The organism is Streptomyces misionensis (assembly GCF_900104815.1).
Taxonomy (GTDB): Bacteria; Actinomycetota; Actinomycetes; order Streptomycetales; family Streptomycetaceae; genus Streptomyces; species Streptomyces misionensis.
This window is the reverse complement of sequence record NZ_FNTD01000004.1, coordinates 4309259-4331239: the sequence shown is the minus strand read 5'-3', so window position 1 is coordinate 4331239 and position 21981 is coordinate 4309259. Positions and strand designations below refer to the sequence as shown.

General features: G+C 74.3%; 19 protein-coding genes. 5 read left to right on the top strand and 14 right to left on the bottom strand.

What is annotated here, in order from left to right:
- Positions 1-39 precede the first annotated feature (39 nt).
- Both BLW85_RS21320 and BLW85_RS21315 read left to right on the top strand, forming a co-directional pair.
- On the top strand, positions 40-1839 hold the full coding sequence (locus BLW85_RS21320) for an NAD-binding protein (protein WP_074992871.1): 1800 nt from the start codon (positions 40-42) through the stop codon (positions 1837-1839).
- 361 nt (positions 1840-2200) lie between these two features.
- Positions 2201-3496: a fused response regulator/phosphatase gene (locus BLW85_RS21315; protein ID WP_071828757.1), complete on the top strand. Its 1296-nt coding sequence runs from the start codon at positions 2201-2203 to the stop codon at positions 3494-3496.
- 15 nt (positions 3497-3511) lie between these two features.
- Here BLW85_RS21315 and BLW85_RS21310 read toward each other — a convergent pair whose 3' ends face one another.
- The 5 genes from BLW85_RS21310 to BLW85_RS21290 form a co-directional block, all read right to left on the bottom strand.
- Positions 3512-3856, bottom strand: coding sequence for a DUF2516 family protein (locus BLW85_RS21310; protein WP_177330071.1), 345 nt, complete (start codon positions 3854-3856; stop codon positions 3512-3514).
- Positions 3857-3966: 110 nt separating this feature from the next.
- Positions 3967-4575 carry a hypothetical protein gene (locus BLW85_RS21305; RefSeq protein WP_070022088.1) on the bottom strand — a complete coding sequence of 203 codons (609 nt, stop codon included), beginning with the start codon at positions 4573-4575 and terminating at the stop codon, positions 3967-3969.
- A gap of 76 nt (positions 4576-4651) precedes the next feature.
- On the bottom strand, positions 4652-5086 hold the full coding sequence (locus tag BLW85_RS21300) for a helix-turn-helix domain-containing protein (protein ID WP_074992870.1): 435 nt from the start codon (positions 5084-5086) through the stop codon (positions 4652-4654).
- 100 nt (positions 5087-5186) lie between these two features.
- The gene (locus BLW85_RS21295; RefSeq protein ID WP_071828762.1) at positions 5187-5546 is read right to left on the bottom strand and encodes a VOC family protein; all 360 of its coding nucleotides are present in this window, start codon (positions 5544-5546) and stop codon (positions 5187-5189) included.
- 15 nt (positions 5547-5561) lie between these two features.
- Positions 5562-6131, bottom strand: coding sequence for a DUF6817 domain-containing protein (locus BLW85_RS21290; RefSeq protein WP_070022094.1), 570 nt, complete (start codon positions 6129-6131; stop codon positions 5562-5564).
- A 176-nt stretch (positions 6132-6307) separates the two neighbouring features.
- Between BLW85_RS21290 and BLW85_RS21285 the strand changes: the two genes are divergently transcribed.
- On the top strand, positions 6308-7231 hold the full coding sequence (locus BLW85_RS21285) for a LysR family transcriptional regulator (RefSeq protein ID WP_074992869.1): 924 nt from the start codon (positions 6308-6310) through the stop codon (positions 7229-7231).
- 34 nt (positions 7232-7265) lie between these two features.
- Here BLW85_RS21285 and BLW85_RS21280 read toward each other — a convergent pair whose 3' ends face one another.
- Positions 7266-8528, bottom strand: coding sequence for an MFS transporter (locus BLW85_RS21280; RefSeq protein ID WP_244174896.1), 1263 nt, complete (start codon positions 8526-8528; stop codon positions 7266-7268).
- Between the two features lie 72 nt (positions 8529-8600).
- On the opposite strand from BLW85_RS21280, the gene BLW85_RS21275 reads away from it, so the two are divergent.
- Entirely contained in the window at positions 8601-10970 is a 2370-nt protein-coding gene (locus tag BLW85_RS21275) for an ATP-binding cassette domain-containing protein (protein WP_074996155.1), read from the top strand.
- A gap of 98 nt (positions 10971-11068) precedes the next feature.
- Here the strand turns inward: BLW85_RS21275 and BLW85_RS21270 are convergent, their stop codons facing one another.
- The 7 genes from BLW85_RS21270 to BLW85_RS21240 all read right to left on the bottom strand — a co-directional run bounded on the left by BLW85_RS21270 (position 11069) and on the right by BLW85_RS21240 (position 20347).
- The gene (locus BLW85_RS21270) at positions 11069-13108 is read right to left on the bottom strand and encodes a HelD family protein (RefSeq protein WP_074992868.1); all 2040 of its coding nucleotides are present in this window, start codon (positions 13106-13108) and stop codon (positions 11069-11071) included.
- A gap of 50 nt (positions 13109-13158) precedes the next feature.
- Positions 13159-13794, bottom strand: a complete 636-nt coding sequence (locus BLW85_RS21265) for a TetR family transcriptional regulator (protein WP_070022100.1) — start codon at positions 13792-13794, stop codon at positions 13159-13161.
- A gap of 20 nt (positions 13795-13814) precedes the next feature.
- Positions 13815-15977: a phosphotransferase family protein gene (locus tag BLW85_RS21260; RefSeq protein WP_074992867.1), complete on the bottom strand. Its 2163-nt coding sequence runs from the start codon at positions 15975-15977 to the stop codon at positions 13815-13817.
- Between the two features lie 223 nt (positions 15978-16200).
- A complete protein-coding gene (locus tag BLW85_RS21255; protein ID WP_239697821.1) occupies positions 16201-16938 on the bottom strand; it encodes an HAD family hydrolase in 738 nt (245 codons plus the stop codon).
- Complete coding sequence (locus BLW85_RS21250; RefSeq protein ID WP_070022102.1) at positions 16938-17819, bottom strand: winged helix-turn-helix domain-containing protein; 882 nt, start codon at positions 17817-17819, stop codon at positions 16938-16940. The genes BLW85_RS21255 and BLW85_RS21250 overlap by 1 nt, the downstream gene beginning before the upstream one ends.
- Before the next feature lie 637 nt (positions 17820-18456).
- Entirely contained in the window at positions 18457-19692 is a 1236-nt protein-coding gene (locus BLW85_RS21245) for a GNAT family N-acetyltransferase (RefSeq protein ID WP_074992866.1), read from the bottom strand.
- A 49-nt stretch (positions 19693-19741) separates the two neighbouring features.
- Positions 19742-20347, bottom strand: coding sequence for an RsiG family protein (locus tag BLW85_RS21240; protein WP_071828758.1), 606 nt, complete (start codon positions 20345-20347; stop codon positions 19742-19744).
- Between the two features lie 159 nt (positions 20348-20506).
- On the opposite strand from BLW85_RS21240, the gene dtd reads away from it, so the two are divergent.
- A complete protein-coding gene (gene dtd / locus BLW85_RS21235) occupies positions 20507-20932 on the top strand; it encodes a D-aminoacyl-tRNA deacylase (RefSeq protein WP_070025160.1) in 426 nt (141 codons plus the stop codon).
- A gap of 75 nt (positions 20933-21007) precedes the next feature.
- Here dtd and ygfZ read toward each other — a convergent pair whose 3' ends face one another.
- Positions 21008-21973: a CAF17-like 4Fe-4S cluster assembly/insertion protein YgfZ gene (gene ygfZ / locus BLW85_RS21230; protein WP_074992865.1), complete on the bottom strand. Its 966-nt coding sequence runs from the start codon at positions 21971-21973 to the stop codon at positions 21008-21010.
- Positions 21974-21981 lie beyond the last annotated feature (8 nt).

Genomic DNA, 21981 nt, shown 5'->3' with positions numbered 1-21981 from the left:
GCGAGTGTTCCGTTTCAAGGGGGACCCGGCGCACCCCACATGGTGGTGTGCGGGGACGACGGGCTGGCGCACCGGCTGGCCGCCGAGTTGCGCGGGGTGTACGGCGAGCAGGTCACCCTCGTGGTGCCGCCGAGCGAGCGCACGGCGGGACCGCCGGTGGTCGGCCGGGCCCGGGCGGCGTCGGCGGCGCTGCTGGACCGGGTGGTCAGCGCGGCCGTCGGCGCGCGGGGCGGGGCACCCACCGCACCCGCCCCGTCGGCCGCGGCCGGTGCGCCGGTCGGCGAACCGGTGCTGGAGGCCGGTGAGTTGACCGAGGCGGTGCTCGCGGAGGCCGGGGTGGAACGGGCCGCCGCGCTCGCCCTCGTGCACGACGACGACGAGACCAACATCCGCGCCGCGCTGACCGCCCGCCGGCTCAATCCGAGGCTGCGGCTCGTACTGCGGCTGTACAACTGGCGGTTGGGCCAGCACATCGAGGAACTCCTCGACCAGGCGGCCGCGTTGGCGAGCGGTGGTGGCGGCGACGCGCGCCGGGAGGCGTCGACGACGGTGCTGTCCGACGCGGACACCGCCGCGCCGGCCCTGGCCGCGACCGCGCTCGCCGGCACCAGCAAGGTCGTCCAGACCGAGGGGCTGCTGCTGCGCGCGGTGGAACGGCCGCTGCCCGCCGACTCCGGGCTGCACACCCTGGCCCTGCTGTCGGTCAGCGATCCCGCGGGCGTGGCCGGCGGGGACCAGGAGCCGCGGCTGCTGCCGGACGACGAGGAGGTGCGGGGGGCCGCCGGGCGGACCGCGATCGTGCTGGAGCAGGTGTCGTCGGCGGGCGGTCCCGAGTCGGCGGCGCCGGGCCGGGGAGCGGGGGTCGTGCCCTCGCTCGCTTTCCTGTTCTCGCGGCGGCTGCGGTGGTCGCTGGCCGGGCTGGTGGGCTGTGTGCTCGCGCTGGCGATCGCCCTGTGGGCGGTGACCCGGATCCATCCGCTGCGGGCCTTCTACCTCACCCTGCTCGACATGTTCGCCATCGACGACCCGGCGCTCGGCGCCCCGCTCGGCCGGCAGCTGCTCCAACTGCTGTCCGCGCTGGTGGGGTTGCTGCTGCTGCCGGTGCTGCTGGCCGCGGTGCTGGAGGCGCTGGGCACGTTCCGCACGGCCACCTCGCTGCGCAAGCCGCCGCGCGGGCTCGGCGGGCACGTGGTGCTGCTGGGACTCGGCAAGATCGGGACACGGGTGCTGACGCGGCTGCGGGAGCTGAACGTGCCCGTGGTGTGCGTCGAGTCCGACCCCGAGGCGCGGGGGCTCGCGACGGCACGGCGGCTGCGGGTGCCGGTGGTGCTCGGGGACGTCACGCAGGAAGGGGTGCTGGAGTCCGCGAAGATCCACCGGGCGCAGGCGCTGCTCGCGGTGACCAGCGCGGACACCACGAACCTGGAGGCGGCGCTGTACGCGCGCACGGTACGGCCGGATCTGCGGGTGGTGCTGCGGCTGTACGACGACGACTTCGCGACGGCGGTGTACCGGACCCTGCGGGCCGCGTATCCGCACGCGCTGACCCGGAGCCGGAGCGTCACGCACCTGGCGGCGCCGGCGTTCGCGGGGGCGATGCTCGGGCGGCAGGTGCTCGGCGCGGTCTCGGTGGAGCGGCAGGTGCTGCTGTTCGCCGCGGTCGACGTGGACGGGCATCCGATGCTGGAGGGGCGGACGGTGCGCGAGGCGTTCCGCGCGGGTTCCTGGCGGGTGCTGGCGCTGGCGGGCCGCACGGACACGCCCGACGACCATGTGCTGGCGAAGGGCGACCGGGTGGTTCTGGCCACCACCCGGACCGGTCTGGCCGCGCTGCGCTGACCCCGCGGGGCCCGGGCGGGCGGGGCGGCTCCCCGTGTGATCCGGGTCGCGTGAGCCGCGCCATATGTACGCGTTCGTCCCGGTGTGAGCGGGGCTCCGCGCCGCGCCGTGCGGTCCATGTGACCCACTCCACCGCCAACCCCCGTGCAAACCGGGGCAGGACGTGAGCTTCGTCATCCCGCCGGGCCCCGACGGCTGTCCAACTGCGGTAGAGATTGCGGCATATGACAGCGGCCGGAACCGGAGCGACGCGGCTCACACCATTCCATCGGGGTGGCCCCACCCGCTATGGTCACCCGTCGGTGGGTCGAGACCCCTCGACACCGCCGTGCCCTCGGGGGGAGGGAAGGAACCCAGGACGATGCCCGTACCCGTACCGCGGCAGAGAGCGATCCCGGCCGTGGAGAGTGGTCAGGCGCAGGCCGCCGGCGCCGTCGGCGCCCCCCTCAAGGAAGAGGCCCACCGCGACGCCGCGCCCGCCGGCGGCACCACTCTCACCCTGCTGCTGATCGAGGACGACCCGGTCGGCTCGCCGATCGTGCCCGAACTGCTGGACTCCTCCGGCAAGCCGATCCGCGTGCGCACCGCCCGCAACCTCACCGAGGCCGAGCGGCTGCTCACCGACGACGTCCACTGCATCCTGCTGGACCTGGCGCTGCCCGCGCCGGGCGGCAAGGAGACCGACGACGAGCTGGCCGTGCTCCGGCACGTCCTCCGGCTCGCGCCCCGGCACGCCGTGCTCGCCCTGACCGGCTCCGGCGACGCCGAGCGCGGCGCCGAGGCGGTGCGCGTCGGCGCGCAGGACTACCTCTTCCGGGACGAGCTGGACGGCCGGCTGCTCAGCCGCGCCATCCGGTACGCGGTGGAACGCAAGCGGTCCGACACCGCCGAGCGGCGGCTCACCGAGAGCAGGCTGCGGGCGCAGGAGAACCGGCGCCTGGAGCGCGGGCTGCTGCCCACGCCGCTCCTCGACGGCTCCGCGCTGCGGTTCGCGGCCCGCTACCGCCCGGGCCGCTCCCGGGCGCTGCTCGGCGGCGACTTCTACGACGCCGTCCGCACCCCCGACGGCACGGTGCACGCCATGATCGGCGACGTCTGCGGGCACGGCCCGGACGAGGCCGCGCTCGGTGTGGAGCTGCGCATCGCCTGGCGGGCGCTGACCCTGGCCGGGCTGTGCGGGGACGAGCTGCTGGGCACGCTGCAGGAGGTGCTGGAGCACGAGCGCGCGGACGAGGAGATCTTCGCGACGCTGTGCACGGTGGACATCGCGCCCGACGGCCGGCACGCGGGCCTGTGCCTGGCGGGCCACCCGGCGCCCCTGCTGGCCCGCCCCGGCCGCCCCGCGGAGCTGCTGCCCTACGACGACAACGGCCCGGCCCTCGGCCTGCTGCCCGGCGTCCACTGGTCGCGCACGCAGGTGGAGCTGGGCACGCGGTGGAGCCTGATGCTGTACACCGACGGCCTGATCGAGGGCCGGATCGGGACCGGCGGGGAACGGCTCGGCCAGGACGGGATGGTGGAGATGATCCGCCGCCAGCTCTCCGAGGGGCTGCGCGGGGAGGAACTGCTGCGGGCCGCCGTGCAGGAGGTGCGCCACCTCAACGGCGGTGAGCTGACGGACGACGTGGCCGTGGTGTTGCTGGACCGGACGGAGTAGACCGGCCGGGAGGGGTCAGCGGCCGCCGTTGTAGGGGCCGTACGGGCCGTCGCTGCTGCTGCCGCGGCGGCGGCCGAAGCCGTTGCCGCCGGTGACGTGCCGCAGGGCGGGGCGGACGTCCACGATGTACACGATGCTCGCCACCGCGCCGGCGATCGGCAGGATGGACAGGATCGAGAACAGGATGCTGACGACCAGGGCGATGCCCAGGATGATCAGCCAGAAGACCTTGTTCTGCTTGTCGGCCGCGCGGAAGGCGTCCTCGCGGCGCACGGCGGCGTCGACGAGCGCGAACGCGGCCAGGGCCATGAGGACGATCTTCAGGATTCCCATGAATCCGCTGAAGCCCAACATCAGCATGCTTCCCACCGCCCGTGATCTCCCTCTCGGTCCCTACGCCGCCACCGTACCCATAGAACGGGCCGGACACCCCAAAGGTGCCCGGCCCGTGTGCCTCCGACGCCCCGCGGTCACTTGGCCGGCGGGGTGGTCTTCTTCGCGGGGGCGGTCTTGCGGGCGGCCGGGGCCTTCTTGGCGGCGGACTTCTTCTCCGCGGCGGACTCCGGCGTGACGATCCTGGTCGGGGCGGGCTTGGCGGGCTCGTCGCCGGCCTCGGCCGGCTCGGGCTTGCCCTCGACCGCGATGGCCAGCTCCTCGATCTCCTCGGCGGCCTCGCCGCGCCAGCCCTTCACGGCCTGCTCGCCGTGCTCGGCGACCTTCTCGTAGGTCTCCCGGGCCTTGACGGCGTACTCGGCGGCGACGCCCACACCGCGCAGGGCGAGGTCCTGGGCCTGCTCGCCGAGCTTCTTCAGGTCGACGTCGAGGCCGCCGAACAGCTCGGTGACCTTGGTCTGGAGGGTCTCCTGCGCCTCCTTGGCCCGGGCGGCGGCCTTCTCCTGCACGGACTTGGGGTCGGTGTTGCGCACCTTGTCGATCCGGGCGGGGGCCTCGGCGCGCAGCTGCTCGACCAGGGCGGGCACCTTCTTGGCCTGCTGGAGGGCGAGGTCGGCGGTGCCGGCGGCGAAGTAGAGCGGGGTCGGGTCGCTGAGGGTCTTGCGCAGGTCGTCGGTGATGGCCATGGTGATGGTCCTCCCGGATTCGCGTTCGGCTGAGGTTGTCTGGTTCGTGGTGGACGCCCGGTGCCCTGGTCCGGCGTCAGCCGGCCGTCCGCCGCGAACCGGCATCGTCGTCGCCGGTTCCTTCCTCCGTACCGTCCGGCGCCCGCGCGGGTTCGCCGATCCCGAATCCGTTCTCTTTCCGGAAGGACTCGTAGATCTGGAGCAGCACCTGCTTCTGCCGCTCGTTGAGCGAGGGATCGGCGAGGATGACGGCACGCGTCTCCACTTCATCCCGGTCCCGCTCGGCGTCGAGGATGCCGGCGCGCACGTACAGCGTCTCGGCGGAGATCCGCAGCGCCTTGGCGACCTGCTGCAACACCTCCGCGCTCGGCTTGCGCAGCCCGCGCTCGATCTGGCTCAGGTACGGATTGGACACCCCGGCGGCATCGGCGAGCTGCCGCAACGACAGCTGCGCGTTTCGCCGCTGCTCGCGCAGGTACTCACCGAGATTGCCGACGTTCAGCGATGCCATGCCTCCACCATGCCCCGCCCCGCTAACAATTGCAAGCACCCGCTTGCAAAAGTGTGCCGGGGGCGGAGGGGGGCGGGGAAGCAGGGACGGAACCCCGCCGTCAGCCTCGGCAGATGCAGAAGGGGTGACCGGCCGGGTCCGTGAGGACCCGCGCCTTCCCGGCGTCGTGGGGCTGGTGACCGGGCTTGCCCGCGCCCAGTTCCAGCAGCCGCGCCTCGGCCTCGTCCAGGTCCGGGACCTCGAAGCAGAGGTGCAGCTGCTGCGGAACCGTCTGCCCGGGCCAGCGCGGGGGGCGGTAGTCGTCGACCCGCTGGAATCCGATGAAGAGTTCGTCCTCGCGGACCAGACCCGCGAAGTCCGCGTCCGACTTCGGATGCGGTGCGAAGCCGGTGGCCTGCCGGTAGAAGTCGGCCAAGGCGAGCGGATCGGGGCAGTCGAGCGTGATCGCGACCAGTTTCATCCGCAGGGACACGGCTCAGTCACCCCGACCCTGGCCCCGCGGAGCGAGGACCTCCTGGCAGGTCGACCAGGCGCGGTCGGTCAGCAGGGGGCGCAGCCGGGTGAAGAGCGGGAGGAGTTCGGGGGCCCAGGCGTCGCGGAAGGCCGGGTCGACGCGGGCGATGTCGAGTTCGTTGGCGGCCGTCAACTCGGCGAAGTCACGGACCAGTTGCGGGTCGGGGACATGGGTGCGGCCGGTGAAGCGGTCGTGGAAGGGGGCATCGGGGGCGGGGAGGGCCGGGTAGGTGGCCGCGCGGTCGCAGGAGGCGTAGAGGTGGACGATCGCCTCGGCCTCCGCGCCGATCACCTCGGCGAGTTCGCCACGGCGGTCCGGGGACAGCAGCGCGGCCGGGAAGCCGTCCGTGCCGTAGCAGGCGTGGCACAGGCCCGCGAGCTGGAGGGCCGGGCGGGCGCCCCAGGTGGCGAGCAGGTCGCGGACGCGCTGGAGGTGCACGAGGAGGGTGCCGCCCGGGTGGGCGACGCGGGTGGCGCCGAGCCGCCGCAGCAGCGCGGTGGCCTGCGCGGACTCGGCAAGGGAAGCGGACACGAGGCGGGTTCCTTCCGTCACTCGGGTCGGCACCCGTCCGTGCCCCCGCCCGGGGTCCGGACCCCCGCGAAGGCGCCGGACGGGTTGCCGCCCTGGGCCCTGCACTGATCATCCCGAGGCCGCCAACCCCAGTCAATCCTATGGATTTCTCCCTCCATCCAAGCTAAAGCTTGGGTATGACCTTGGACGATCTCCGTGTCTTCGTGGCCGTGTGCCGGGCAGGCAGCCTCAGTGCCGTCGCCCGGGAGCTGGACCGCACGCAGTCGGCCGTGAGCCAGCACGTGAAGCGGCTGGAACGGGAGACCGGGGTGAGCCTGCTGGAGCGCCAGCCGCGCGGCGTCGTGCCGACCGAGGCGGGGCGCGTGCTGCGGGACGCCGCGGCCGACGGCATCGCGGGGCTTGACCTGGCGCTGCGGCGCCTCGGGGACCTGGTCAACGGCGACAGCGGCGCGGTGCGCGTCACCACGGGCGGGACGACGGTACGGCACTTCATGGCCGAGGCGATCGTCGCCTTCCGGCAGCGCCACCCGAGGGTGAGCCTGGAGTTCCAGACGGAGACCTCCAGCCGGAGCTGCTTCGACGCGCTCGTCGCCGACAAGCTGGACCTCGCGTGGGTCACCATCGGCGGGCCGGTGCGCGGCGTCGAGCAGCGCACCGTCGTGGAACTCCCGTGGGTGCTCGCCGTCCGCGCGGACGACCCGCTGGCGGCCCGGTCCCGGATCGACGCCGCCGACCTCGCGGGGGTCAGCCTCATCCGGCTGCCGCAGAACTCCACCTCGGGCATCCGCCTCGACGCCGCCTTCGCCGAACTGGGCATCCGCGGCAGCTCCGACACCAGCGTCGCCGACTGGGACACCGCCCTGCTGCTGGCCGAACTCGGCCTCGGCCACGCCGTGGTCCCGGCCCTGCCCGGCCGGCCCTCCGCCGGTGACGGCGACCGCCTGCGCCTCGTCCCCATCCCCGGTCTGCCCCCGCTCCCCGTCGGCTGGGCCGTCCGCCGCTGGGACGCCCTGACCCCGCTCGCCCGCGCCTTCGCCGACACCGTCGCCGCGTGCTGCACGGAGAGGGGCGCGAACGCGCGGGGCGCCGGGGCGCGGTGAGGATCGCCCCGCCGGCCGGCGGGGCGGTCGCAGGCTACGGGGTCGGCGCGCGCAGCCCTCTGACCCCGGGCGCGAGGAGTGCCGCCGCCGTGGCCGCCGTGATCAGCGCCGCGCAGGCCGCCAGCGCGTGGGCCGGGCCCACCGCCGTCGCCGCCGGGCCGGCCAGCAGGAGGCCGAGGGGGGCGAAGGAGAGGGAGCCGAACCAGTCGTAGGAGCTGACGCGGGAGAGGGCGTGCTCGGGGACCTCGCGGTGGATGGTCGTGGTCCACAGCACGCCGAAGACGTCGCTCGCGACGCCCGCGCCGAACATCGCGACGGCGATCAGCCAGACCGGGGCCGCGGCCGCGAGCAGGGCGATCGGGACGGCGGAGGGGAAGGTGCACAGGACCGCCACGAGGAGAGGGCGGGAGACCCGCACCCGGGCGGCCAGTCCGGCGCCCGCGATGGTGCCGACCGCCTGCGCCGCCACGACGACCGACCAGGCGCGCGCGCCGCCCAGCCGGCTTTCGGCCATCAGGGGGCCGAGGACGCCCGCGTTGGCGTTCAGCGCGGCGACCACGACGGCGTACTGGGCGACCACCACCCACAGCCACTGCCGGGACGAGAACTCCCGCCAGCCCTCCCGCAGTTCGGTCCAGCCGGAGGTGCCGCCCCGGGGCCGCGCCGGCACCCGCAGCCGTGCCGTCAGCGCCGCGCTGAGCCCGAAGGACGCGGCGTTCAGCGCCAGCGCCCAGCCCGCGCCCACCGCCGCCACGGTCACCCCGGACAGCGCGAGGCCCAGCAGCATGGAGCTGTTGGTGCCCACGCGGAGCAGGCCGTTGGCGCGTTGCAGACGGTCCGCGGGGACCAGCAGCGGGACCAGGCCCTCGGAGGCGGGGGCGAACAGGGCCGTCGCCGTGCCGGCCAGGACGGCGAGGACGCACAGCCCGGGCAGCGGCGCCACCTTGGTCAGCACCATGGCGGCCAGCGCGCCGTACGCCCCGGCGCCGAGCACATCCGCCGCGGCCATCAGCGCCGAACGCGACATCCGGTCCGCGATCACCCCGCCCACCAGCACGAACAGCAGCTGCGGCAGCGCCTGGCAGGCCAGCACCAGGGACAGCCGGGCCGGGCCCGCGCCCGGCAGCGACAGCACCGCGAAGGCGAGGGCCACCCGCGCGAAGCCGTTGCCCAGCACGGAGACGACCCGCGCGGACAGCAGGAGGGTGAAGCGGGGGTCGCGCCACAGGGGCGGGACGGCCGCGGGGCCGCCCGGGAGGGTCTCGTCCTGGGGGGTCTCGCGCGAAGGCACCGTCACGGCCGGGCAGCCTAGAGGATCGGTCAGGAATGGAGAAGCACGCCCGCGCCGCCCCCGGTTACCGTGGCCCGCATGGACGAGGTCACCGCACAGCCCGCCGCCGACCGCCACGATCTGATCCGGGTGCACGGGGCACGCGAGAACAATCTGAAGGACGTCACCGTCGAGCTTCCCAAGCGCCGGCTGACGGTGTTCACGGGCGTGTCCGGCTCGGGCAAGAGCTCGCTGGTGTTCGACACGATCGCCGCCGAGTCGCAGCGGCTGATCAACGAGACGTACAGCGCGTTCGTGCAGGGCTTCATGCCGTCTCTCGCCCGCCCCGACGTCGACGTGCTGGACGGGCTGACCACCGCCATCATCGTGGACCAGCAGCGGATGGGCGCCGACCCGCGCTCCACCGTCGGCACCGTCACCGACGCGGGCGCCATGCTGCGCATCCTCTACAGCCGGCTCGGCACACCGCACATCGGCTCGCCCAAGGCGTTCTCCTTCAACGTGGCCTCGATCAGCGGGGCCGGCGCGGTCACCGTGGAGCGCGGCGGCAAGCAGGTCAAGGAGCGGCGCAGCTTCAGCATCACCGGCGGCATGTGCCCGCGCTGCGAGGGCCGGGGCACCGTCACCGACCTCGACCTCACCCAGCTCTACGACGACTCGAAGTCGCTGCACGAGGGCGCGCTGATGGTGCCCGGCTACAAGGCGGGCGGCTGGAACCACCGTCTGTACGCCGAGTCCGGCCTGGTCGACCCGGACAAGCCGATCCGCTCGTACACCAAGCGGGAACTGGCCGACTTCCTGCACCGCGAGCCGACCCGGATGAAGATCGCGGGCATCAACATGACGTACGAGGGGCTGATCCCGCGCATCCAGCGGTCGATGCTCGCCAAGGACCGGGAGGGGATGCAGCCGCACATCCGGGAGTTCGTGGACCGCGCGGTCACCTTCACCACCTGCCCCGACTGCGAGGGCACCCGGCTGACCGAGGCGGCCCGCTCCTCGAAGATCGACGGGCTCGGGATCGCCGACGCGTGCTCGATGCAGATCAGCGATCTGGCGGACTGGGTGCGCAAGCTGACCGAGCCGTCGGTCGCGCCGCTGCTGGAGTCGCTGCGGCAGACCCTCGACTCGTTCACGGAGATCGGCCTCGGCTACCTGTCGCTGGACCGGCCCGCGGGCACCCTGTCGGGCGGCGAGGCGCAGCGCGTGAAGATGATCCGGCACCTCGGGTCCTCGCTCACCGATGTGACGTACGTCTTCGACGAGCCCTCCATCGGCCTGCACCCGCACGATGTCCAGCGGATGAACGCGCTGCTGCTGCGACTGCGCGACAAGGGCAACACGGTGCTCGTCGTGGAGCACAAGCCCGAGGTGATCGCGATCGCCGACCATGTGGTGGACCTCGGGCCGGGCGCGGGCACGGCGGGCGGCACGGTCTGCTACGAGGGGAGCCTCGCGGGGCTGCGGGCCGCGGGCACCCTCACCGGACGTCATCTGGACGACCGGGCCAGGCTGAAGGAGACGGTGCGCAAGCCCACCGGCGCGCTGGAGATCCGGGGCGCCACCACGCACAACCTGCGCGGGGTCGACGTGGACATCCCGCTCGGCGTGCTCACCGTGATCACCGGGGTCGCCGGGTCCGGCAAGAGTTCGCTGGTGCACGGGTCGATCCCGGCGGGCGCGGGTGTCGTCTCGGTCGACCAGACGCCGATCCGGGGGTCCCGGCGCAGCAACCCGGCGACGTACACCGGGCTCCTCGACCCGGTCCGCAAGGCGTTCGCCAAGGCCAACGGGGTCAAGCCCGCGCTGTTCAGCGCCAATTCGGAGGGCGCCTGCCCCAACTGCAACGGTGCGGGGGTCGTGTACACCGATCTCGCGATGATGGCCGGGGTCTCCACGACGTGCGAGGAGTGCGAGGGCAGGCGGTTCGAGGCGTCCGTGCTCCGGTACCGGTTCGGCGGGCGGGACATCAGCGAGGTGCTGGCGATGCCGGTGACCGAGGCCGCGGAGTTCTTCGGCGCGGGCGAGGCGCACACGCCGGCGGCGCACCGGATCCTCGGCCGGATGGCCGACGTGGGTCTCGGCTACCTCACCCTCGGCCAGCCGCTCACCACCCTGTCCGGCGGCGAGCGGCAGCGGCTGAAGCTGGCCACGCACATGGCCGACAAGGGCGGTGTCTACGTCCTGGACGAGCCGACCACCGGGCTCCACCTCGCCGATGTCGACCAACTCCTCGGTCTGCTCGACCGGTTGGTGGACTCCGGCAAGTCCGTGATCGTCGTGGAGCACCACCAGGCGGTCATGGCCCACGCGGACTGGATCATCGACCTCGGCCCGGGGGCGGGACACGACGGCGGCCGGATCGTCTTCGAGGGCACCCCGGCCGACCTGGTCGCGGCCCGCTCGACGCTCACCGGGGAGCACCTGGCGGCGTACGTGGGGGCGTGATCTCGGCGGGGGTGGTGGTTCGGTACGTCCCGGAAGGCGGCGCAGTCGGCTGCTCCGTCGCCGAGTCGGGTCATGCCCGGCACGCCACCCGGCGCCCCTCAGAACGGCAGCGGGCGACCGTGGACCACGTCCAGGCGGGACACCGCCCGGGTCAGCAGCACGTACAGCCGGTGGGCGCCGCGTTCCTCGGCTTCCGTGACGGCGGCCGGTTCCACGGCGATGACATGGTCGTACTCCAGGCCCTTGGCGAGGCTCGCGGGGACGAGGGTCAGGCGGGCGCCGAGCGCGTCGGGGGCCGCCGGGGCGAGGCCCGCCTCGGTGAGGGCGCGGGACAGGGCGGGCACGTCCGCGTCGGCCGCGAGCACGCCGACCGAACCCTCGCGGGCGAGGGCGCGGCGGGCGGCGGCCACCGTGGTGGCGAGGACGTCGTCGGTCGGGTGGAGGGCCAGCTCGCCGTCGGTGCGCAGCGACCGGGCGGGCGGGACCGGGACCGCCAGGCGGGCCAGCAGCCGGTTGGCGAGGGCCACGACGGCCGCCGGCACCCGGAACCCGGTGGTCAGGGACACCACGGCCGCGTCCGGCCGGCCGAGGTGGCGCAGCTGCGCGGACCAGTCGCGGGCGGCCCAGGGCGCGGTGCCCTGGGCGAGGTCGCCGAGGACGGTCAGCGAGCCGAAGGCGGCGCGGCGGGCGATGGCCCGGCACTCCATCGGCGAGAGGTCCTGCGCCTCGTCCACGACGACATGGCCGTACGCCTCGGGGTGTTCGATCAGGCCGGACAGCTCGTCCAGCAGCACCAGGTCGGCGGCCGACCAGCGGGCGGACTTGTACGAGCGCGGCGCCCGCGCCCAGCGCAGCGCCTCCTGCTCGCCGGGCTCCAGCACGCCCTGCGCGGCACGGGCCAGCGTTCCCGCGTCGGTGAGGAGCCGGAACAGCACCTCCTCCGGGCGGACCTTCGGCCACACCAGGTCGAGATGCGCGGTGAGCGGCCGGGCGTGCTCCATGCGCCGCGTCCAGGCGGCGGGCAGCACCCCGGAGCGCCGCTCGGCGCGCTCGCGCAGCCGCCGTACCGCCCGGGTGCGCACCCGCTCGCGGCCCACGGCGTACGGCGGCTCCTCCGCCCGCACCTCCCGGACGATGGCGGCGAGTTCGGCGGCGGGCACCCGCCACCGGTAGGAGCCGTCCGGTACCGCGAGGTCGGTCACGCCGTCCGTGGTGACGTGCGCGTACAGCGCCCGGCGCAGCACCTCGGCCATGCGGGGGTCGTGCTTGAGGGCGGCGGTGGGGGCCGGGTCGGTGCCGGTGACCGGGTGGCGGGCGATCTCGTCGAGGAGGGTGGACTGGCGCACCCCGGTCTCGCCGAGGGCGGGCAGCACCTCGGAGATGTACGCGAGGAAGGTGCGGTTGGGGCCGAGGATCAGCAGTCCGGAGCGCTGGAGGCGCCTCGGGTGGGTGTAGAGCAGGTACGCGGCGCGGTGCAGGCCGACCGCCGTCTTGCCGGTGCCGGGGGCACCCTGCACGCACACCGAGTCGGCGAGGGCGGCGCGCACGAGGTCGTCCTGCTCGGGCTGGATGGTGGCGGCGATGTCCCGCATGGGGCCGACGCGGGGCCGTTCGATCTCGCGGGCGACGATCCCGCCGGGCCTGAGCCCGCCCCCGGGACCGCCCTCGCGCAGGTGTTCGTCCTCCAGCGCCGTGAGGTCGGCGCTCTCCCCGGTGCTGCCCGGCGCCCAGCCGAACCGCCGCCGCACCGCGACGCCCTGCGGGTCGCGGGCGCTCGCCTGGTAGAAGGCGCGGGAGACGGGGGCCCGCCAGTCGACCACGAGGGGCGGGGCGGCGGGGCTCTCGGTGATGCGCAGCCGGCCGAGGTGGAAGGAGTGCCCGCCGTGCTCGGGGTGGTCGGCGGCGAAGTCGAGGCGGCCGAAGAACAGGGGGCCGGGCGGGAGTTCGCGCAGTGCCTTGGCCTGGCTGCGCAGCCGGTAGCCGAGCACCTCGGCGTCGGCACCGGAGGCGGAGACGTCCTCGCCGATGACGACCTGTTCGTCGGCGCCCTCGACCATCGCGGCGAGGACGGCCCGGCAGTCGTCGTGGTGGGCGCGCTCGGCCCGCAGGGCGTCGGTGAGGGCGGGGTCTGGCGTCATGGCGTCACCCTAACCCCAAAGCGTTACCGAGTTAAATTTTTTACCGCATCTCAATCGGCCTCGCGTCCCGGCCGTGCCGGCACCGCCGCCGCCAGCCGCCCGAACGCCCGCTCCGCCGCCCGCACCGCGTCCGGCGCCACGTCCGCCACCCGCTCCCCCGCCGCGATCCGCCGCCAGTTGTCCAGGGCGAGGATCCGCTGGACGGCGATGATCTGTCCGGCCGCGAGCCGCGCGTCCAGGTCCCCGCCGAGCGCCTCGGCGAGCGCCGCCTCCGAGCGCTCCTGGTGCCGGTAGGCGCGCGCGACCAGGGCGGGGGTCCCGTAGAGCAGGGTGTGGAAGGCGAGCACCTGCGGGTGGTCGTTGAGCCCGGTGACCGGGTCGCGCCGCTCCAGACCGGCGAGGAAGTGCCGGCGCAGCGCGTCCACCGGGTCCGGTTCCCCGGCGACCACCCGCGCGGCCTCCGTCTCGTGGTCCGCGATCCGGTGCAGGACCAGGTCCTCCTTGGCCGGGAAGTACCGGAAGAGGGTCGGCTTGGAGATCCCGGCGGCCGCGGCCACCTCCGCCACGGACACCGCGTCGAAGCCCCGCTCCAGGAACAGCCGTACGGCGGTGTCGGACACCTCCTGGTACGTGCGCTGCTTCTTGCGTTCGCGCAGACCCGTCTCACGCGGTTCGGTCTCACCCATGGGGCGAGCCTACGCACGTCTCACGCGGGCCCCAGCCGGGGCAGCGCGCCCGGCCGCCCCGACAGCCCCAGCGAGGCCGTCGCCGCCGCCAGCGTCATGCCGTACGACGCCACCGCCCGCCGCACGTTCGGCGCGTCCAGGCTCGACCCGGTCACCAGCCGGTCGAGGTCGACGTAGGCCGAGCGGACCAGCTCGATCCAGCGGTAGACCCGCCAGTCCTCGCGCCAGTTGCGGGTGAACCGCTCCGGCAGCCGGGCCTCCCAGCGGCGGAACATCCGGTCCCGGATCTCCGGCCGGGTCGGGGTGAGGTGCATGTGCCGGACCAGCTCGTACAGCGGGTCCCCGACCAGGGCCATCTCCCAGTCGATGAGGGTCAGGGCGGGTCCGTCGTCGCGGCGCACCAGGTTCCACGGGTTCAGGTCGCCGTGCAGCAGGGCGGGGGCGCGGTCGGTGACGCGGTGGCGGGCGAGGATCTCCCGCAGCCGGGGGGCGTCGGGCAGGCCGAGGAAGCGGGCGGTCTGCCGGGACTCGCGGGGCAGGCCCTCGACCAGCGCGACCAGTTGCTCGTTCAGCCAGCCGTGGAAGCCGGGCCGGCCGCCGAGCGGGTCGAGTCCGGCGTGGTCGACCCCGGTCAGCGCGGCCAGCTGGTCGACCAGGCAGTCCGCCTCGTGCGGGCGCAGTCCGTGCACCGGGTGGTCGGGACGGCGGCCCAGGTCGCGGGCGCCCTCGTAGGTGTGGACGGCGAAGCGGTCGGCGTGGTGGCGGTGGGCCGGGTCGGTGGCGTGGCTGGTGCCCAGGGCGAGCACCCGGGGCGCGGCGACCGGCACCCCGGAGCGTTCGATGGCGGCGAGGACGGCGTGCTCGCTGAGGAAGCTGCGTTCGCGGCGCGGCACGACGGTGACCTCGCGGCGCACGACCACGGGGAAGCCGGCGCCCGGCACCCGCAGCACGGTGGTCAGGTGGGTGGCGCCCTTGAACACCCGCTCGGCCGGGGCGGCGCCCTCCAGGAACAGGGCGTCGGCGACCGCCCGGTGCGGGAAGTCGGGGTGCTCGGGGACCCGCCGGTCGGGCACCCAGCCGATGCCGCGGGGGCGCCGGCCCGGCCGGGAGGCGCCGCGCCGGAAGAGGACGCGCTCGATCTCGCGCTCGCCCGGCACCCGGCCGAGGCACAGCGGTTCGGTGGCCGCGCGCAGCGCGTCGCCCACGGCGGCGGTGGCCCGGGCCAGGGCGGCCGGGCCGAAGGAGCGCTCCAGGGCGCGGACGGCCCCGACGACATCGGCGTAGAGGGCCTGGGCGCGCACGAGCGCGAGGTGGTGGGGCAGGTCCTTGCCGAGTCCGGCGACGGCGGCGGGCCGCACCCGGTGCACCGCCTCGGCCCAGGCCCGCACGGTCGCCTCGCGCTCGGGACCGCTGCGGCCCGTCCGCACCAGGTGGACGGCGAGGTCGTACAACGGGTCGCCGTAGCTCGCCAGTTCCCAGCCCGTGCAGTGCAACCCGCCGGCCGTGCGGACGAGCCGGCCGGGGCCCAGGTCGCCGTGGAGGAGGCCGTAGGGCCGGCGGGTCAGCGCGGGCACCCGGTCGGCGAACCGGGTGAGCGCGTCCTCGGGGACGCCGAGGGCGGTGAACAGGCCGCCGTACGCGCGCCAGTCGGGGTGGCGGACCTGCCGGTCGGCGAGGCGGGCGAGGGTGCGCACGAACCCCTGGGAGTCGGTGTGGTTGCGCGGCCAGTGCGCGGGCAGCGGCGGCAGCGCGGGGCCGCGCACCTGGGTGACGGCCGCGAGCAGGGCGGCCGCGGCCTCCGGCGGCGGCCCGTCGCCGGTTTCCGGCACCCGGCCGTCCACATGGCTGTGGATGAGGTAACCGTCCCCGGCGGCCAGGCACTCGGGGGCCTCCGGCAGCACCCGGTGGACCGCGCGCAGGATCTCCGCCTCGCCGCCCCAGGTGCGGACGGCCGGCGCGGCGTCCGGCCGGGGCAGCCGCACGGTCACGAGCGTGCCCGGGGCCCGGCCGAGCAGACCGGCGAGCGGCTGGGTCAGCGGCAGCACGTGGTCGCGGTGGCGCGGGCCCTCGCGCGTCACCCCCTCGGCCGCGGCACGGGCCGCGAACGCGCGGCAGACGGCGTCCGTGCGTGTGCTCCCGGCACGCTCCGCCGCCGCGGTGGGGGGAACTGGCGGTGCGCCCACTGGCCGCTCCGAGGATCGATCGCACAAGGGGGAGGACCTGTCGGACGACGGGTCCGGGGAAACGCTATTCCCCCGTGGTGGCCGGTGCGGCCTCCGGGCGCGGCGGAGTAACCGAACGGGTGGTCCGCCGCCCGGCTGTGCCGGGGCGGCGGCCGGGAACCGGTTCGGCGCCGGTCCCCGTGCCCGGGTACGCGCGCGGGCGGTGGCCGGCCGCGCCGACCGGCTAACCGGCCCGCCTACCGTCCCTGAGCAGGCGCAACAGCGGTTCCAGCGAACGGACGACGTGGGTGGCCCCGGCCGCGCGCAGCGGCTTCTCCTTGTCCTCGTTGCGGGCGTAGCCCAGGAAGGGGACCCCGGCGTCGCGGGCCGCGGCGAAGTCCGAGGGGGCGTCGCCGATCATCAGGGCGTCGGCGGGGGTGGCGCCGGTCGCGCTGAGGGCGCGCAGCAGGCAGTGCGGGTCCGGCTTGAGGTGGTGCAGCTGCTCGGTACGGCCGTACAGGTGCGGGGCGAAGCAGGCGGTCAGGCCCCGGGACTCCAGATAGGTGCGCACCACCCGGGGCGAGTTGTTGGTGGTGACGGCGAGCCGGGCGCCGACGGCGGTCCAGGTGCGGATCACGGGGTCGGCGTAGGCGGTGGGCAGGGCGGAGGAGGCGGCGCGCAGTTCCTCCTGGGTGAGGCGCTCCTCCAGGCCGGTGACGAGGTCGCTGCCGGGGCGGCTGCGGCCCACCGCGCGCAGCACCACCTGGGGGTCCGGCGTCGTCCGCTCGGACTCGGTGAGCAGGCCGTGCAAACCCTGCCGCTCCAGCCAGCCGACCAGGTCGGCGGCGATCCGCTCGGCCTTGTGGCCGGCGAACAGCCGGCAGATGGGGCCGTCGAAGTCCCACAGCACGACCCGGGCGGAAGTGATCAGTACACGAAGCTTCTCGATCTCGTTCGCATCAGAAGTCGTATGAGAAGTCACTAGGAGAGTGTCAGGTCCGTGGAGATGGTTTCCCAGAGGGCGTCGAACCACTTCTGCGATTCCTCCACGAAAGCGGCGTCCCGCTGTCCGGCCCGCTGCTCGAAGGAGAAGAGCAGGGACTCGGAGCCGACCGCGTCGTACATCTCCAGCGTCCCCCGGTCGGTGGCCTCGGCGCGGCGCGTGATCATGTAGTGGGCGAACAGCGCCTCGTCCCCGTTGAGCAGGTAGAGCTTCACCGGAGGGGTGAACGGCAGCGCCCGGAAGGTGACGTCGACCTCGATGTCGTGGGTGCCGCGCAGGGCCTGGAGGTTGTACCGGAGCACCTGCCCCTGGGCGTTGCGCATCGCCAGCCAGCGCTGGTGCACCGCGTCGTCCTCCGCGCCGCCGGCCTGGACCGAGACCGGAAAGGCGAGGTTGATCTCCCTGGACGGCAGCAGGATCCGGGCGTCGATCCGCTCCGGGCGCAGCCTGCCCTCGTGGATCAGGCGCAGCGGCTCGCCGAGGGCGGGGATCAGGCTCTGCGCGGTCAGGCAGAGGGCGTCGATGCGCACGTGCGGCGCCGCGAACGCCTCGGTGAGCCGGGGCGCGAGGGCCACCATGGTCGGCTGCGGCTCGTCGGGCCCGGACTGCGGCGCGGCGACCCGCGGCGGACTGCCCTTGGTCACATCGCTGAGCAGACCGTCCTGTTGCAGCACCCGCAGCGCCTGGCGCACCGCACCGCGCTCCACGCCGAACTCCTCGGCCAGCTCCGCCTGGGTGGGCAGCCGTTCACCCGGCCGCAGGACTCCGGCACGAATGCGTTCGCGCAGGACACCGGCGATCTCCCGAGGGTTGTGCCTGCCGCTTCCGTTCGCTGCCACCTGCTCCTGAGTCACAACCAAACGCTACAACTCACTTCCATCCAAGGGCAGTTGTCGCGCAGTTGTTTATCAAGTGACACCAAGTTGCCCGAACCCGGCCGTGGTTGGCTGCCAATTCCGCCGAGTTGGCCGTGCCGGCGCCGCGCGCCCACGGGGTCGGCTCCAGCTCCGAGCCGGTCGTCCCCCACAGCGCACCGAACCAGCGCACATCGATCTTGGCCGGTTTCAGCTCGCCCGAATGGATGAGCCTCAGCCGATCCGATCGCGCAGCGCGTCGGCGATCTCCCGGTGGGCCGCGCGGGGCCCCCTGGCGGCAGTGTGCTCCGGGTCCACGGACAAAACCTACAACTTCCCGCCAACTTCCGGCAGTTCACCGACAGCTGGTTATAAGCCGCCTTCCGGCGGAGATAAGTGGAGTAAGTTGGCAGCCAACTCGGCTGACATGGTCAAGCTTTCCCGTGGTTGGCCGTACCGGGCCCCGAACCGGAGGGGAGCCGGGAGCCCGGACCGGGGACGGCCGGCGAAGCGCACAGTCACAACTGAAGACGCCGACAACTGAACACGACGCGCACAGCCACAACTGAACACCGCCAAGCACAGCCACAACTGAACAACCCGCTACGGATAGCCGGTTCAGCGCCGCTGACGAGGGGAGCGGTCAGAACATGTCCGGGCACCACGGGAGCCCGGGCGAGCGGAACAGGGCGTCGGCCTGACGGGCGGCGCCCTCTCGCTCTTCGCGCACCCGGCCCAGCGCCGCGAGCCGCAGCAGCGACTCCCCGCCCAGCCACACCGACGCCAGCTCCCGCACGTCCAGGGTGAGATCGGCGCTCGCGGTGGTCGGCGTGCAGGACGCGCCGGAGGGCGAGGCGTCCAGCCGGTAGCGGCCGGCGGCGAACCCGGCCTCGTCCTCGATCTCCAGCACCAGTGCGCCCTCCCGGTCGTACGTGCGCGCCTCCAGGGCCCGTACGACGTCCAGCACGCGCACCCACAGCCAGTCCCCGTGCTCGGTGATCCGGGCGGCGCGCGGGTCGGGCAGGCACAGCGGCAGCAGGTCGTCGGGGGCGCGGTAGCCGCTGTCGACCCTGGAGACCCAGTCGATGGAGCACAGGTAGTGCCACAGCCCGCGCTCAGCCGCCGGGGTGGTCCCGAACAGCTTGAAGACGTTCGCGGTCTGGTCGGGCTGCTTGCCCGACCAGGTCCGGTCACTGGCGTACGACACCAGGCCCTGGACCTCGCCGCGGGCCGCGCGGTAGAGGGCGTACGTCGGCTCCTTGAACTCGGCGTGGGTGCGCAGCGCCCCGGTGTGCTCCTGCCACCACAGCTCGTCGCGGCTGATCGCGCCGGGCCGGCCGAGGCGGAACCGGTCGTACAGCTCCGGGCCCAGCTTGCGCACCTCCTCGGCGTCCAGCAGCTCGATCCGGCCGCCGTCGTCCGGGCCCGACCAGCGCGGGTCGAGACCGGCCCGCCGGGTCTCGACGGTCCACCGGCTCGCCCAGGTGGCCGGGCCGAAGCCGAAGCGGCCGTAGATCGGGTACTCGGCGGCGATCAGCGTGGCGACCACGTCACCGCGCTCCCGCGCCGCCGCGAGGTCCTGGGCCATCATCCGGCTCAGCATGCCGCGGCGGCGGTGGGTGGGGCTCACGGTGACGCCGCTGATGGCGTCGGCGGGGACCACCCCGCCGCCCACCACGGTCAGTTCCTGCTCGAAGGAGCGCAGGGTGGCCACCCAGCGGCCGTCGTCGACGACCCCCAGGTACCGCCCCGGCACGAACTTCTTCCGGCGGGCGTCGAGTTGTTCGCGGGCGAGGACCGGCGGATCGGTGAAGCCCACGGCCAGGGCGCGCTGCCAGTCGTCGAAATCGGCCTCGGTGACGGTGCGGACGTCGTTCATGGGCCCACCGTAGGCAGCCGCCCCGCCGGGTGTCCCCCCGATTTCCGCCTCACACCAGCAGATCGTCGACCTGTGCCTCGCCCACCCGGTAGCGGCGGGCGATCTCCCCGCCGCAGCCGTCGGCGGTGTGCTGCAAGCGCTGGCGGCGCCGCGAGACCTCCTGCTCGTTGCGCACCAACCGGCTCATGGCGACGGTCAGTTCGAGGTCGGTGCGGGCGGTGAGATCGCTCAGCTCCACCTCGCCGAGCATCTCGGCGGCCAGCCGGCGCACCTCCTCGTTGTGCGGGGGGCCGACGGTCACATGGCGGGCCGAGGAACGGTGCCGGGCCGGGGCGTCCCGCAGGATCTCCGGGAGCAGCTCGACCACGGAGGCGTCCTCCGGCGCGGGCACCGCCGCCCGGCCGCGCCGCGCCAGCTCCGCGCGCAGGATGTCGATCCGGCCCTGCAACAGGCGCCGCACATAACTGAGGTCGGCCTCGTCGCGCTGGGCGTCGCGGCGCAGCGCGCGCAGTTCGGGCAGGCTCAGCCGGGACAGCTCGGGCCCGGACGGCCGGGCGGGCGAGGCGGTGACGCCCCTGGGCTCGTCGGCCCGCTGCACGGGCGGCCGGAAGGTCCCCTGCGGGGCCGGCAGCTCGCTGGTGCTGGAAGTGCTCATGTGGTTCTGACCGTCCCCTCGACCGGCGTGTGACAGCATCGTGCCACCCCCGGCGCACAGTATGTGACCGAGTGCCCCCGAACAGCCCCAGATGGGCGGTAAGGGTTCCATAAGCATCCGCCTGTGCCCCTCCCGCACCGACCCGGCATCATGGTCCGCATGCGTGCGGTGGTGCAGAGAGTGGACGGCGCGAGCGTCGTCGTGAACGGCGAGACGGTGGGCGCGATCGAGGGCGAGGGCCTGTGCGTGCTCGTCGGCGTGACCCACGACGACACCAAGGAGAAGGCGGCGCAGCTGGCCCGCAAGCTCTGGTCGATCCGGATGCTGACCGGGGAGCGCTCGTGCAGCGATGCCGACGCTCCCCTGCTGGTCATCAGCCAGTTCACCCTGTACGGCGACGCCCGCAAGGGCCGCCGCCCCACGTGGAACGCCGCCGCGCCGGGCGATGTGGCGGAGCCGCTGGTGGAGGAAGTGGTGGCACAGCTGCGGGCGCTCGGCGCGACGGTGGCGACCGGGCGGTTCGGAGCGCAGATGCGGGTCTCGCTCACGAACGACGGGCCGTTCACGGTGCTGCTGGAGATGTAGCGCGGCCGGCCGGGGCGGGCCGCGCGCCGGTCGCTCCCGGCGCCGCGGCCGGGCGCCCGGCCCCGCCCCGCGGCGCTACGGCTCGACCACGGTCTCCTGCGCCGCCGCCGTCTCTCCGGCCAGGAGCCGCGCGTCCACCGGCACGTTCCGCTTCACCAGCGCGAGCGCCACCGGACCCAGCTCGTGGTGGCGCACCGACGTCGTCACGAAGCCGACCTTGCGGCCGTCGGGGCCCTCGTCCGCGAGGCGGAGTTCGGTGCCCGGCGCCGGGAGGTGGACCTCGCTGCCGTCGAGGTGCAGGAAGACCAGGCGGCGCGGCGGCTTGCCCAGGTTCTGGACCCGGGCGACGGTCTCCTGCCCCCGGTAGCAGCCCTTCTGGAGGTGCACCGCCGTTCCGATCCAGCCCAGCTCGTGCGGGATCGTGCGGTGGTCGGTCTCGAAGCCGAGCCGGGGCCGGTGCTGCTCCACCCGCAGCGCCTCGTGCGCGAGCAGCCCCGCCGCGGGCCCGTGCGTGGCCGCGAAGGACTCCAGCTCCTCGCGCGGCAGGAAGAGGTCACGGCCGTACGCCGTCTCGCGTACGACGACGCCCTCGGGCGCCTGCGCGATGGACCCGGCCGGCAGGTGGACCACCGCGAAGTCGGCGGTGCGGTCGGCGACGTCGACCCGGTAGAAGAACTTCATCGACTCCAGGTAGGCGACCAGCGCCTCGCGCGTGCCCGGCTCGACGTGCGCCCAGACCGTGGTGCCGTCGTCCACCAGGTAGAGCGCGTGCTCGATGTGTCCGTGCGCGGACAGGATCAGCGCCTCGGTGGCCTGGCCGGCGGGCAGTTCGCTGACGTGCTGGGTGAGCAGCAGGTGCAGCCAGGACAGCCGGTCCTCGCCGGTGACGGTGATGACACCGCGGTGGGAGAGATCGACGAATCCGGTGCCGTCGGCGAGGGCACGCTGCTCGCGGAACAGGTCGCCGTAGTGGGCGGCGACACCTTCGTCCACGCCCTCGGCGGGGACGGCGCCGGGCAGGGACAGCAGGGGGCTCTTCATATGAGCAA

Excerpts from the sequence above, each read along its gene's own strand:
- BLW85_RS21320 (WP_074992871.1), top strand. The coding sequence starts at position 40 with ATGGTGGTGTGCGGGGACGACGGGCTGGCGCACCGGCTGGCCGCCGAG.
- BLW85_RS21315 (WP_071828757.1), top strand. The coding sequence starts at position 2,201 with ATGCCCGTACCCGTACCGCGGCAGAGAGCGATCCCGGCCGTGGAGAGT.
- BLW85_RS21310 (WP_177330071.1), bottom strand. The coding sequence starts at position 3,856 with ATGCTGATGTTGGGCTTCAGCGGATTCATGGGAATCCTGAAGATCGTC.
- BLW85_RS21305 (WP_070022088.1), bottom strand. The coding sequence starts at position 4,575 with ATGGCCATCACCGACGACCTGCGCAAGACCCTCAGCGACCCGACCCCG.
- BLW85_RS21300 (WP_074992870.1), bottom strand. The coding sequence starts at position 5,086 with ATGGCATCGCTGAACGTCGGCAATCTCGGTGAGTACCTGCGCGAGCAG.
- BLW85_RS21295 (WP_071828762.1), bottom strand. The coding sequence starts at position 5,546 with ATGAAACTGGTCGCGATCACGCTCGACTGCCCCGATCCGCTCGCCTTG.
- BLW85_RS21285 (WP_074992869.1), top strand. The coding sequence starts at position 6,308 with ATGACCTTGGACGATCTCCGTGTCTTCGTGGCCGTGTGCCGGGCAGGC.
- BLW85_RS21275 (WP_074996155.1), top strand. The coding sequence starts at position 8,601 with ATGGACGAGGTCACCGCACAGCCCGCCGCCGACCGCCACGATCTGATC.
- BLW85_RS21270 (WP_074992868.1), bottom strand. The coding sequence starts at position 13,108 with ATGACGCCAGACCCCGCCCTCACCGACGCCCTGCGGGCCGAGCGCGCC.
- BLW85_RS21265 (WP_070022100.1), bottom strand. The coding sequence starts at position 13,794 with ATGGGTGAGACCGAACCGCGTGAGACGGGTCTGCGCGAACGCAAGAAG.
- BLW85_RS21245 (WP_074992866.1), bottom strand. The coding sequence starts at position 19,692 with ATGAACGACGTCCGCACCGTCACCGAGGCCGATTTCGACGACTGGCAG.
- BLW85_RS21240 (WP_071828758.1), bottom strand. The coding sequence starts at position 20,347 with ATGAGCACTTCCAGCACCAGCGAGCTGCCGGCCCCGCAGGGGACCTTC.
- dtd (WP_070025160.1), top strand. The coding sequence starts at position 20,507 with ATGCGTGCGGTGGTGCAGAGAGTGGACGGCGCGAGCGTCGTCGTGAAC.
- ygfZ (WP_074992865.1), bottom strand. The coding sequence starts at position 21,973 with ATGAAGAGCCCCCTGCTGTCCCTGCCCGGCGCCGTCCCCGCCGAGGGC.